Raw genomic sequence first — 12211 nt, forward strand, 5'->3', positions numbered from 1 at the left:
GGGGCCTGGGCCTGGCTGGTCTGCATGGCGCCCGCGCTCGTCCGCCCGCACGGCCCGGAGCGCCGCGCCGCCGCCCACGCCCTGAAGGCCCCCGCCGCGGCGGCCAGGGCCAGATGGCCGGGAACCTCGGCGAGGGTCTGCGGCGCGAACAGGGAGGCGGAGCTGACGAACGTCAGGACGACGTTGCCCGGCGGGCCGACCCGGCAGGCGTCGCACAGCACCTTCTGCGCGGCGGCCAGCAGCGCGCCGACGGTGACCAGTACCACGGCGCTGCCGGTGAGCGACGCGGCGACCAGGGCGACGGCGAGCCCGGCGAGCATGCCGAGCACGACCCGCAGCAGCGTCCCGGCCCGGGCGGCGTACGGACGGTTGTGCGCGTACAGCGCGCACAGGGACCCGGCCATCGTGTACATGGCCAGGTCGAGCCGGCCGAGCACCAGCAGGGTGAGGTTGGGCGGGGCGATCGCCGCGACCACGCTCAGGGCGGGCTTGAACCAGATCTCCGAGGGCGGGCCGAGGCGCAGCACGCCCGCCAGCGGAAGTCGCCGGGCGGGCGCGGAGGTGGGGGCGGGGGTCGCACTGCTCATGAGACATAAGGTTAGCAGGTATTTTACCTGTAAAACACAGCCTCTCGCCTGGGGTGCTCCGTCGAATGCTCCCCGTGTACATCCTTGCGCTCGCGTGCGCGCCGCACGGCCCGGGCATCGAATGACCGACTGTCGAGCGGGGAGGTGCCCGTGCACGGACCGGCTTCGTCCGGCTGGCTGCTGGTGGCGCTGTGCGCGGCGACCGGCGCCTACTGCCTGCTGCGGATGCGCAGCGGCGCCGAGGAACAGCGCAGCGCCGCGGGCGGTGAGGCGCTGACGGGTTTCGGGATGGCCGCGATGGCCGTGCCGGCGGCCGTCTTCACTCCGCCTTCGTGGGCCTGGCCGGTCTACGCGGCCGTGTTCGGGGCGGCCGCGGTGCGCGCGCTGTGGGCCGCGCGGGCCGGCGCCCGCCATCTGCACCATCTGGTGGGCGCCGCGGCCATGGTCTACATGTCCGTCGTCATGGCCGGCTCCCCCGCGCACCTGCACGGACAGGGCGGATCGGGGGTCCCGCTCCTGACGGGGGCGCTGTTGCTCTACTTCGCCGGTTACGTGCTGCTGACCGGCGTCCGGCTGGTGCCGGTGGCCGTCGTGCCCGGGAGCGGGGCCCGGGGCGGGTCCGCCGGCTGGGGCGACCGGCCGGAGCTGGCGCGGGCCTGCCGGCTGTCCATGGGAATCGCGATGATGGCGATGCTGCTGACACTGTGAACGGGGCGTGCGGCGCGGCATACGGATTCCGTTGTCTGCGTCACTTCGGCGGCACAAGTCGTACCCGTGGGCGGTGCCGCGCTCATAGGCTGCCCTTCATGATGCTCCCCGCGGCACTGTTGCTGCTCGGCGCCCTGACCGCTGTGGTCGCTCCCCGGCTGCTCGCCCGGGCGGACTGGCCCGACCGTGAGCCGGTGGTGGCGCTGTGGGTGTGGCAGTGCGTGGTGGCGGCCGTGATCGTGTGCTGTGCGCTGTCGATGACGCTCAGCGCGGCGGCTGCCTGGCACGCCGTCGGGGGGCATGTCTTCGCGACGGCGCCCGGCCGGGTCGTCGAGGCCTATGCTCTCGGCACGGCGGGCCCCTGGGCGGCGACCACCGCGGTCGCGCTGGCCTGCGGCGGGCTGTGGAGCGTGGCGATGCTGGTCCGCGAGGTCGGGCTGGCCCGCGCCCGGCGCCGCCGCCGGCGGGCGGACCTGCTGGTCCGGGCCCCGCTGCTGCCGGGCGAGGTGGCCGTGTCCGGCCGGCTCGTCGTCCTCGAGAGCGAGCGCCCCGACGCCTGGTGGCTGCCCGGCACTCCGCCCCAACTGGTGGTCACCACGGCAGCGTTGAGCCGTCTGAAGGGCCGGAAGCTGGACGCCGTGCTGGCCCACGAGCAGGGGCACGCACGGGCCCGGCACGACTGGCTGCTGAACTGCTCCTCCGCATTGGCGGGCGGTTTTCCGCAGGTGCCGGTGTTCGCCGCGTTTCGTGACGAGATGCACCGGCTGGTCGAACTCGCCGCCGACGACACGGCGTCCCGCCGCTTCGGCCGCCTGACCACGGCCCTCGCCCTGGTCGAACTGAACGAGCACCGCGGCGCGTTCGGCCCCTGCCCGACGCCGCAGGCCCATGTCCCGGCCCGGGTGCACCGGTTGCTCACTCCCCCGGACCGGCTGCCCGCCTCCCGGCGTCTGCGGCTGACGGCGGCGGCCGCGCTGGTGCCCGTGGTGCCGGTGCTGGTGGCGTTCGTGCCGGGACTGCGCGCGCTGGGATGACCGGGCCGGGTCGCGGGTACCCGGGTGACGGTCAGCGTCCGGACCCAGGGGCGTGGGTGTGGCCGAGCCCGAGGCGTGGAGTGGCCGAAGCCCGCTCTCCCGGGCCGGAAGATCGTCACCGTACTGGATCCGGACCCCCCGGTTCGGCGAGGATCGCATCATGCACACCCAGTCAGTCGACTCCCCGCCCCGCCCGCAGCACCGCACCGCCGCCGGTTCGGCCGGCGTCCTGGCCCTGTGCTCGGCTCTGCTGCTGACCCTCGTGGCGGTCAGATGGAGCCCGCTGATGAGCGCGGACGGGGACATCGCCGCCACCACCCACGGCTGGGCGGTCGAGGAGCCCGCCCTCACCCGGACGTGCCGCATCCTGACCGACTGGGTGTGGGACCCGTGGACGATGCGTCTGCTGACGGCGGTCGTCGTGGTGTGGCTGGTGGTGCGGCTCGCGGCACGGTGGACGGCGGTGTGGCTGGCGCTTGCCGTCACGCTGGGCACGCTGCTGCAGCAGGGCCTCAAGGCGATGGTGGACCGACCTCGCCCGGTGTGGCCCGACCCCGTCGACTCGGCCCACTACTCCGCCTACCCCTCGGGGCACGCCATGACCGCCACGGTCGTGTGCGGTCTGCTGCTGTGGCTGCTGCACCGTCACGGCGTCGGCCGTGCCGTGTGGCGCACGGCCCTGGCCGTGGCCGTCGTCTCCGTGGTCGGCGTCGGTCTGACCCGCGTCTGGCTGGGGGTCCACTGGCCGTCGGACGTGGTGGGCGGCTGGCTGCTGGGCGCCCTGGTCGTGGCCCTGGCGGTGTGGACGCACGAGCTCCGGCTGCCGCGGACCTCGCCGGATGCGGCGGCCCCATAGGATCGCCCCATGACGGCTGTGCTGTTCGACTTCTCGGGAACCCTCTTCCGCGTCGAGTCCACCGACTCCTGGTTGCGCGGCACCCTCACGGAAACCGGACTCCGGCTCACCGAGGCGGAGTTCACCGCGGCGGCGCGGGCGCTGGAGGCGGTCGGCGCGCTGCCGGGCGGCGGTGATCCGGCGCGCGTGCCGGAGGAACTCGCCGACGCCTGGGGGATCCGCGACCGGAGTGCCGCCCTGCACCGGGCGGCCTACACCGGCCTCTCCCGCCAAGTGACGCTGCCCGACCCGGCGTTGCACGACGCGCTCTACGAACGCCACATGACCCCCGCGGCGTGGTCCCCCTACCCGGACGCCGTGGAGGTGCTCCGCACCCTGCGGAAGCGGGGCGTCCCCGTCGGGGTGGTCAGCAACATCGGCTGGGACCTGCGCCCGGTCTTCCGCGAACACGGCCTGGACCCCTACGTCGACGTGTACGTCCTGTCGTACGAGCACGGCATCCAGAAGCCCGACCCTCGGCTGTTCGCCACCGCCTGCGAGGCGCTCGGGGCCGATCCGCGCCGGACGCTCATGGTCGGCGACGACCGCAGGGCCGACGGTGGTGCCACCGCTCTGGGATGCGGGGTGCACTTCGTGGATCACCTGCCGGTGACCGACCGGCCGGACGGGCTGCGTCCGGTTCTTGAACTGGTGGGCTGAGCCGGGCCCGGCGCTGTCGTTCCGCGAGGCCGGACGACATCCGGGGCGAGAAGCACGCCGGGCGACAAGTAGCCCGAGGCCACCACCTGGTGTCTGCTCGCCCGCCTCGGACGATCCCCCGCGTCGCCCGAGGCAGACGGCATCACCGGCCCGGACCGCACGGTCCTGGCCGGACGTCTCCGAGTATAGTTGGCTGGCAGCCAGTCAACGCAGGAGTTACAGCATGTCCCCGCGCAGCGCCTCGGTCAACGAAGAGTTGCGGAGGCGTTCGAAGGAGCGGCTTCTGCAGGCGGCGGTCGAGCTGGTCGGAGAGCACGGGTTCGAGGCCACGACGCTCGGCGACATCGCGGACCGGGCGGGCTCGGCCCGGGGCCTGGTCTCGTACTACTTCCCGGGCAAGCGCCAGCTGGTGCAGTCCGCCGTGCACCGGCTGATGCACCGCACGCTGGAGGAGGCGCTGGAGCGCGAGCCGCGCACCGAGGACGGCCGGGAGCGGCTGGCCCGGGCCATCGACGCGATCCTGGGCCTGGCCAGGGACCGGCCGGTGCTGATGCGCCAGCACATGGCCGGGCTGCTGCAGGCCGAGGGCTTCATGCCCTGCCCGGAACAGCGCCGTCTGGCCGAACTGCTGCGGGACACCGTCGCCCGACGCGGTTCGCGGGACGTGGACGGCGACTACCCGATGCTGCGAGCCCTGCTGATGGGCGCGGTGTACGCGATCCTGGTGCCGGGGGCGCCGATGCCGGTGCCGGTGCTGCGGGCCGAGCTGTTCGAGCGCTATGGGCTCGACTGGGAGATGGGGGTCCCGCCGGAGAACCGGGCCTCCGGCGGGAGTGGTGACAAGGATCTTTCGCGGTTCTTCGCCACGGGGGCCGAACCGGGGTGTGATCCGCTCGGTCAGTCGAAGTAGTCCGGCTGGGTCTGCACGTTGAGCTCGCGCATGTGGACCGAGCGAGCCGGGGCCGTGCGCCTGTCGTCGATCTTCAGGACGTCGAAACCTCGGGCCAACTCGTTCGAGTAGATGTAGCCGTTGTAGTAGTACGCAGACCACGAGCCGCCCGACTTGATCGTGTCGGTGGTCAGCGGGCCCCGGTCGAAGTAGGCGATCTCCTTGGGGCCGGCCGAGTCGGTGAAGTCCCAGACGGAGACACCGCCCTGGTACCAGGCCTGGACCATGATGTCCTTGCCCTTGACCGGGATCAGCGAGCCGTTGTGGGCCACGCAGTTCTCGGTGTCCGCCTGGTGGCGCGGGATCTTGAAGTAGCTGCGGAAGACGAGCTTGCGCTTGTCGCCCTTGCCGATCACGTCGTAGATGCCGTCGGCACCACGGTCCGGGCCGATCTCCGCGTTGCAGGTGGCCGCTCCGCCGCCGCCCAGCTCGTCGGTGAAGACGACCTTGTTCGCCTTCTGGTTGAAGGTCGCCGAGTGCCAGAACGCGAAGTTCACGTTGTCCTGGACGCGGTCGATGACCTTCGGGCGTTCCGGGTCCGTGATGGAGAACAGGATCCCGTCGCCCATGCAGGCGCCCGCGGCCAGGTCCTTCGACGGCAGCACGGTGATGTCGTGGCAGCCGGTGGTCTTGGAGACACCCGGGTTCGTGGGACCGCCCGGGTTGCCGCCGCCGTCCGGTCCCTCACCCGGGAACAGCACGGGGAAGCCCACGACCTTCGCCTTCTCGGGGGCCTCGCGCGGCACCTTGATGACGGAGATGCCGTCGTGCGGCGGCTGGCAGTCGGGGTAGGCGGCGTTGGGCGAGTACGAGGAGACGTACACGTAGACGTTGCGCCGCTCGGGCACCAGCGTGTGGGTGTGCGAGCCGCACGCGGTTTCGACGGCGGCGACGTACCTCGGGTTGCGCTTGTCGCTGATGTCGAAGACCTTCATGCCCTCCCACGAGGACTTCTCGGTCGCCGGCTGGGTGGTGCTGGAGCAACTGCTGTCGCTGCGCGAGGAGTCGGTGGACAGGAACAGCAGGTCGCCGGAGACGGAGACGTCGTTCTGTGAGCCGGGGCACAGCACTTGGGCGACGGTCTTCGGTGCCCTGGGGTTGCTGATGTCGAAGATGCGGAAGCCGTCGTAGTTGCCGGCGAACGCGTACCTGCCCTGGAAGGCGAGGTCCGAGTTCGTGCCCTGGAGCACGTCCTTGGGAACGTGGGCCAGGTGCTGGATGTTGTCGGAGTGGACGATCTCGTCCTGGCCGGGTATCTCGCCGTTCTCGATGGCCTCGCGGACCTCGGCCTGTGCGCTCCTGGACACCTCCTTCGGCGCGGACGGCGCGTCCCCCGGGTCGGGGGTGGCGCCTGCCGGTGCCGCTGTGAGGAGCGCGGCCAGCAGTCCGCCGGCGGCTGCGACGACGCCCAGGCGTCTGCGGCGTGTTCTGCGGTCGTTCAACAGGATCACTGTTTTCCTCCCTGGTTCCGTTCGCTGCGGAACGGTTCACGCACCACGCAGTATCGTCTTCGCCATGCACACACCAATAGGGGGCAACAGAATCGCAATGAAGTTTCGCGGTCAATGACCCGAGGAAGCGTGCCAGTACGTCGTCCGCAACACGAGGTGCGTCCCAACTCGCTCGTCACAGGAGGTCGTTGTGCTCTTCCGCCGCGTGTCTCGTGCGTCCGTCGCCACGACGGGGCTGGTCGCCCTGGCCGTGCTCGCGACCGGAGGGTGTGACTCCGGTCCGGACCGCGAGCCGGCCGCCGCTGACGGGCCCGCCGTCATCGCGCCGGGTGAGCCCGGCGAGGCGAACCGCACCTTGTCCGCCCGGGAAGCCGCCGACCAGCACTCGGAGAACGACTCTCCCAACTCGGCCGACGTCTCCTACGTCCGCATGATGATCGACCACCACGCCCAGGCCCTGGTGATGACCGCACTCGCCCCGGAGCGTGCCACGTCGAAGGACGTGAAGCGGATCGCCGAGCGCATCGCGGCCGGCCAGAAGCCCGAGATCGAGGCCATGAAAGGCTGGCTGAAGTCGTACGGCAAGCCGCTGAAGGCAGAGCGGCACCATCACGCCACGATGCCCGGCATGGCGACCGAAGCCCAGCTGACGAAGCTCCGCGCGGCCGACGGAAAGGCCTTCGACCGCCTCTTCCTGACCCTGATGACGACCCATCACCAGGGCGCGATCACCATGGCCACGGAGGTGAAGGGGCAGGGCAACAACATCCGCGTCGAGGAGATGGCCGACGAGGTGATCGCACAGCAGACGAGCGAGATCACCCGGATGCGGAACATGCTCTGAGCAGGCCCGGAGGGTTCCTGGCCAGATTCAGCGCCGGGCGCGGCGTGGGGTCAGCAAGCCCGCGTCCCGGGCCTGGCCGATCAGTCTGAGCGACGTGCGGCGGCTGTGCCCGGTCGCGCACATCACGGCGAGGACCGGGTCGGCGCCGCTCTGCTGGGCAGCGCGGTACTCCTGCGCCACCAGCCACCGGCCCTCCGCGCCGCGCGGCCAGTCCTGCCGCGCGCGACGCCCCTGACCGCCACGGTTCTCGTCCGTCCCGGCCGCGGCACCGCAGGCCTCGGCCAGCGACTCCTCGATCCAGTCGGCCAGCACCGCCCAGTCGTCGAGGGACAGCGCGGGCTGGGCACGCACGTCCTCGACACCGACGCTTCCCCCGGTCACGACGGCCAGAGCGTCGACGCAGGCGCCGTCCGTGAAGGCCAGCCGGACGTCGAACCACCGCGTGGTGTCCTCGTTCTCCCGCACTTCCCAGGCGGGCCGCACGGACACCGCTCCGTCCGCCGGAGAGCGATCAGAAAGATTAAGAAAGGATGCTTCCAGCACATACGAAACGTAACCGAATGATCACCTTCCCTACAGATCGGACACGCGCCCCGAGCGGAGCACAGCACCCTGTCAGCGGAGCCCCGCCGGTGCGATGCTGGAGGCGTCAGCGCCTTCCGGAGATCCGCCGGGATCCCTCGGGTAAGGAGTTCCGCCGTGCTGCGAGTCGCCGTCGTAGGCTCCGGGCCGAGCGGTTGCTACACCGCCCAGAGCCTCGTCCAGCTGGACTCCGGGGTGCGCGTCGACGTCCTGGACCGGCTGCCGTGCCCGTACGGCCTGGTCCGCTACGGCGTGGCTCCGGACCACGAGAAGATCAAGTCACTGCAGAACAACCTGCGCACGATCCTGGAGCACGACCGGGTCCGGTTCCTCGGGGGCGTCGAGGCCGGCCCCGGCGGGGTGCCGGTCACCCGGCTGCGGGAGATCTACCACGCGGTGGTGTACTGCCTGGGCGCCGCCACGGACCGGCGTCTGGGCATCCCCGGGGAGGACCTGCCCGGGAGCTGGTCGGCGACCCAGTTCGTCGCCTGGTACAGCGCCCACCCGGACGCCGTGGACGGCGGGTTCCTGCGGGACGCCCGGTCGGCCGTGGTGATCGGCGTGGGGAACGTCGCCGTGGACGTCACCCGGATGCTGGCGCGCGGCCTTGCCGAGCTGAGCCCGACCGACATGCCGCAGGCGGCCCTGAACGCGCTGGCGGCGAGCCGGGTGACCGAGATCCACATGGTGGGCCGGCGCGGCCCGTCCCAGGCCCGTTTCACCACGAAGGAACTGCGTGAACTGGGCACCCTTCCGGAGACGGACGTCACCGTCGACCCGGCGGAGGCGGCACCGGACCCCGGGTACACCGACCCGTCCGCGCTGCCGGCCCCGCAGCGCCGCAACGTGGAAGCGCTGCGCGGCTGGGCCGGGGCACCGCCAGGAGACGCGCCGCGCCGTATCAGGCTGCGCTTCTTCCTCCGCCCGGTCGAACTGCTCGCCGACGGGGACCACGTGGGCGCGGTCCGCTTCGAGCGGACGGCACCGGACGGGCGGGGCGGTGTCATGGGCACGGGCCGGTACGAGGACATCGAGGCGCAGTTGGTGCTGCGCTCGGTGGGCTACCGCGGAGTGCCGTTGGAGGGCCTGCCGTTCGACACGGCCACCGGCACGGTGCCGAACCTGGCCGGACGGGTTCTGCGCGAAGGAGTCGTCACCCCGGGCGAGTACGTGGCCGGCTGGATCAAGCGCGGCCCGACGGGAGTCATCGGCACGAACCGCCCCTGCGCGAAGGAGACGGCGATGTCCGTCCTGGAGGACGCCCCGTCACTCACCCTGAAGGACGTCCCCCCGGACTCCCTCACGGCCTTGCGCCTGGAGGGCGCCGAACCGGTCGAGTGGACGGGCTGGCAGTCCATCGAGCGGGCCGAGCAGGAACTGGGCGCCTCGCTGGGCCGCGGGGTGGTCAAACTCCCCGACTGGCAGTCCCTGCTGAACGCCGCGCACACCAACGCCGTTTAGCGCCCACCACGAACGGCCTGCCGCCCCGCCGCATCGAGCAGGGCATCCAGCAGCCCGGGAAAGAGCCCCTCCAGATCTTCCCGCCGCAGCCCGTTCATCTTGGCCGTCCCCCGATAGACCTGCCGGATCACGCCGCTCTCCCGCAGCACCCGGAAATGGTGCGTCGTCGTGGACTTGGTGACCGGTAGCTCGAAGTCCGAACAGGACAACTCCCCGCTCACGGCGGCAAGCTCCCGCACGATCCGCAACCGCATCGGGTCGGAGAGCGCGTGCAGCACACCCTCCAGCCGGATCTCGTCACACCCGGGGTGCGGCAGGTCGCGGCCACTGATGGCGGGGGAGGTCACGGCGGCTCCACTTCTCCGAGGCTCCCCGCCTTCCTGCGAGGAACCCCATTCCTTCGGGGATCCCCATAGTACGAGAACCCTCGTAGTTTGACATCCGCCGTACTACGATGCCTATCGTACGAGTCGACCTCGACCCCGTGACGAATGGAGTCCGCCGTGACCGCGCTCTTCGAGCCCTGGACCCTGCGCGATGTGACGATCCCCAACCGCGTGTGGATGCCCCCGATGTGCCAGTACTCGGCGGCACCGGAGGGCCCGGAGACCGGTGCTCCCACCGACTGGCACTTCGCGCACTACGCCGCCCGGGCGACCGGCGGCACGGGCCTGATCATCGTGGAGGCGACCGCGGTGTCGCCGGAGGGCCGCATCTCGCCGTACGACCTCGGCATCTGGAACGACACGCAGGTCGAGGCCTTCCGCCGGATCACCCGCTTCCTCGTCGCACAGGGCACGGTGCCGGCGATCCAGCTGGCCCACGCCGGCCGCAAGGCGTCGACGGACCGCCCCTGGAAGGGCGGTGCGCCGGTCGGCCCGGACGCCTACGGCTGGGACTCCGTGGCGCCGAGCCCGATCGCGTTCGACGACGATCACCCGTCCCCTGCCGAGCTGACCACCGAACAGATCAAGGACGTGGTGGGGCAGTTCGCCGCCGCGGCCCGCCGGGCGCTCGCCGCCGGTTTCGAGATCGCCGAGATCCACGGCGCCCACGGCTACCTGATCAACGAGTTCCTCTCCCCGCACTCCAACCACCGCACCGACGCCTACGGCGGCTCGTACGAGAACCGCACCCGGTTCGCACTCGAGGTCGTCGACGCCGTTCGGGAAGTGTGGCCGCAGGGCAAGCCGCTGTTCTTCCGCATCTCGGCGACCGACTGGCTGGAGGGGGCCGGCTGGAGCGTGGACGACACCGTCCGCTTCGCCGCCGACCTGAAGGCCCACGGAGTCGACCTGCTGGACGTCTCGACCGGCGGCAACGCCTCCGGCGTCCGCATCCCGACCGGCCCCGGCTACCAGGTGCCTTTCGCCGCCCGGGTGAAGCGCGAGACGACACTGCCGGTCGCCGCGGTGGGGCTGATCACCGAGGTGGAGCAGGCCGAGAAGATCCTGGCCAACGGCGAGGCGGACGCGGTCCTGCTGGGCCGCGAGCTGCTGCGCAACCCCTCGTGGGCCCGGCTCGCGGCACGCGAGCTCGGCGGTGAGGTGCGGGTGCCGGACCAGTACCACCGGTCGGTCTGAACCGGCACCCGGACGTGCGTCAACCGGCCGCGCACGCCGTCCCGTTGAGGGTGAACGCGGCCGGAGCGGCGCTCTTGCCGCCGTGACTGGCCTGGTAGCCGATGCTCACGCTCGCGCCCGGCGCGATGGTGGCGTTGTACGAGACGTTGGTGGCGGTGACCGCGCCGGACGACGGCGTGTAGGTGGCTCCCCAGCCGCCCGTGACCGTCTGCCCCGAGGGCAGGGTGAAGCCGAGTTTCCAGCCGTCGACCGTCGTCGTGCCGGTGTTGGTGATGGTCACGGAGGCGGTCAGGCCGGTGTTCCACGCGTTCACCGCGGCCGTCACCTTGCAGGCGCCGGGCTGCGGCTGGGGAGCCGGGCCGGACTTGTCCAGGCCGAAGAAGGTGAGCACGCGGGAGGCCATCCCCTGGGCGTACAGATTGTGGCCGACGCCCTGGAGGCTGACGGCCTCCACGGGGGCCTGGTCGCCCGTGCCGCCGTAGCGGGTGCGGGTCCAGCCGGACTGGGGGGTGTCGGTGGCGGCCGGGGTCTGGCTCACCCCCTGGACGTTGGTCCACTGCTTGATCTGCTCGGCGAAGTTGGGGTAGCGCAGGACGTCGTCCTGGGTTCCGTGCCAGATCTGCATCCGCGGGCGGGGGCCGCTGTAGCCGGGGTACGCGTTGCGAACCAGGTCACCCCACTGCTGCGGGGTGTGGGTGACCGTCCCGCCCGAGCAGGCGCTGTTCCACTCGGAGCCGTCGGTGGTGGCGAAGCAGGCGAACGGTACGCCGGAGAAGGCGGCACCCGCCGCGAACACGTCGGGATAGTCGCCGAGCAGGACGTTCGTCATCATCGCGCCGGAGGAGATGCCCGTGGCGAACACCCGGCCGGTGTCGGCGTCGTAGGTCCGGGTCACCCAGTCGATCATCGACTTGATGCCGACGGGGTCGCTGCCGCCGCCGCGCCGCAGCGCCTGGGGCGAGGAGACGTCGAAGCACTTGCTGCTGCGGGTGACGGACGGGTAGAGCACGATGAACCCGTACCGGTCGGCCAGCGTGTCGTACTCGGTGCCGTTGTACATGTCCGGGCCCGAGCCGGTGCACCAGTGCACGGCGACCACGACCGCCGGGTTCGGGGTGACGCTCTCCGGCACGTACAGGTACATCCGCAGATTGCTGGGGTTCGTACCGAAGTTCGTGACCTCGGTGAGGGCCGCGGCCGGTACGGCCCTCTCCCGGGCGGCGGCCACGGGCGCGGTGAGCACGGCGGCCGTCAGTAACGGCAGCAGGGCGGCGACGAGCGCGAGGAGCATCGACCGCAGTGGTCTCCTCGCCGTGGGGTGGGGAGTGGCAGACACGTCCGTGTCCCTTCCGTCGTCGGGAGCGGCTCTCGGGGCGTCGTGCGGCGAGCGGTAGAAGCATCGTGACATGGACATGGTCTTCATGGAAGCGCTCCCACACCTTCGCTGCCGAGACCAG

Annotated in this window: 12 protein-coding genes and 1 pseudogene; 8 read left to right on the plus strand and 5 right to left on the minus strand. The window is 71.6% G+C overall.

Annotated elements, in window-relative coordinates; genetic code table 11:
• Positions 1–587: pseudogene (locus ABZ016_RS40640) on the minus strand (FUSC family protein); the annotation flags it as partial.
• 150 nt (positions 588–737) lie between these two features.
• On the opposite strand from ABZ016_RS40640, the gene ABZ016_RS40645 reads away from it, so the two are divergent.
• From ABZ016_RS40645 to ABZ016_RS40665, 5 genes are all read left to right on the plus strand, one after another.
• A complete protein-coding gene (locus ABZ016_RS40645) occupies positions 738–1295 on the plus strand; it encodes a DUF5134 domain-containing protein (protein ID WP_356921807.1) in 558 nt (185 codons plus the stop codon).
• 98 nt (positions 1296–1393) lie between these two features.
• Positions 1394–2329 (plus strand): M56 family metallopeptidase, encoded by a 936-nt coding sequence (locus ABZ016_RS40650; protein WP_356921808.1) that lies wholly within the window; start codon positions 1394–1396, stop codon positions 2327–2329.
• A gap of 160 nt (positions 2330–2489) precedes the next feature.
• Positions 2490–3185, plus strand: coding sequence for a phosphatase PAP2 family protein (locus ABZ016_RS40655; RefSeq protein ID WP_356921809.1), 696 nt, complete (start codon positions 2490–2492; stop codon positions 3183–3185).
• Between the two features lie 9 nt (positions 3186–3194).
• Positions 3195–3884, plus strand: coding sequence for an HAD-IA family hydrolase (locus tag ABZ016_RS40660; RefSeq protein WP_356921810.1), 690 nt, complete (start codon positions 3195–3197; stop codon positions 3882–3884).
• A gap of 223 nt (positions 3885–4107) precedes the next feature.
• Positions 4108–4794: a helix-turn-helix domain-containing protein gene (locus ABZ016_RS40665; protein WP_356921811.1), complete on the plus strand. Its 687-nt coding sequence runs from the start codon at positions 4108–4110 to the stop codon at positions 4792–4794.
• Here the strand turns inward: ABZ016_RS40665 and ABZ016_RS40670 are convergent.
• Positions 4782–6284: a hypothetical protein gene (locus tag ABZ016_RS40670; protein ID WP_356921812.1), complete on the minus strand. Its 1503-nt coding sequence runs from the start codon at positions 6282–6284 to the stop codon at positions 4782–4784. The genes ABZ016_RS40665 and ABZ016_RS40670 overlap by 13 nt on opposite strands.
• A gap of 190 nt (positions 6285–6474) precedes the next feature.
• On the opposite strand from ABZ016_RS40670, the gene ABZ016_RS40675 reads away from it, so the two are divergent.
• Entirely contained in the window at positions 6475–7128 is a 654-nt protein-coding gene (locus ABZ016_RS40675; protein WP_356921813.1) for a DUF305 domain-containing protein, read from the plus strand.
• A gap of 27 nt (positions 7129–7155) precedes the next feature.
• Here the strand turns inward: ABZ016_RS40675 and ABZ016_RS40680 are convergent, their stop codons facing one another.
• Complete coding sequence (locus ABZ016_RS40680) at positions 7156–7617, minus strand: DUF6214 family protein (RefSeq protein ID WP_356921814.1); 462 nt, start codon at positions 7615–7617, stop codon at positions 7156–7158.
• 210 nt (positions 7618–7827) lie between these two features.
• On the opposite strand from ABZ016_RS40680, the gene ABZ016_RS40685 reads away from it, so the two are divergent.
• On the plus strand, positions 7828–9171 hold the full coding sequence (locus tag ABZ016_RS40685) for an FAD-dependent oxidoreductase (RefSeq protein ID WP_356921815.1): 1344 nt from the start codon (positions 7828–7830) through the stop codon (positions 9169–9171).
• Here ABZ016_RS40685 and ABZ016_RS40690 read toward each other — a convergent pair.
• A complete protein-coding gene (locus tag ABZ016_RS40690; protein ID WP_356921816.1) occupies positions 9168–9518 on the minus strand; it encodes a helix-turn-helix domain-containing protein in 351 nt (116 codons plus the stop codon). The genes ABZ016_RS40685 and ABZ016_RS40690 overlap by 4 nt on opposite strands.
• Positions 9519–9674: 156 nt before the next feature.
• Here ABZ016_RS40690 and ABZ016_RS40695 point away from each other — a divergent pair, with 156 nt between their 5' ends.
• Positions 9675–10754 (plus strand): NADH:flavin oxidoreductase/NADH oxidase, encoded by a 1080-nt coding sequence (locus ABZ016_RS40695; protein WP_356921817.1) that lies wholly within the window; start codon positions 9675–9677, stop codon positions 10752–10754.
• Positions 10755–10773: 19 nt separating this feature from the next.
• On the opposite strand, the gene ABZ016_RS40700 is transcribed toward ABZ016_RS40695, so the two are convergent.
• Positions 10774–12045 (minus strand): PHB depolymerase family esterase, encoded by a 1272-nt coding sequence (locus ABZ016_RS40700; protein WP_356921834.1) that lies wholly within the window; start codon positions 12043–12045, stop codon positions 10774–10776.
• Positions 12046–12211: the final 166 nt, after the last annotated feature.

The sequence above is a fragment of the Streptomyces sp. NPDC006372 genome (genome assembly GCF_040612515.1).
Taxonomy (GTDB): domain Bacteria; phylum Actinomycetota; class Actinomycetes; order Streptomycetales; family Streptomycetaceae; genus Streptomyces.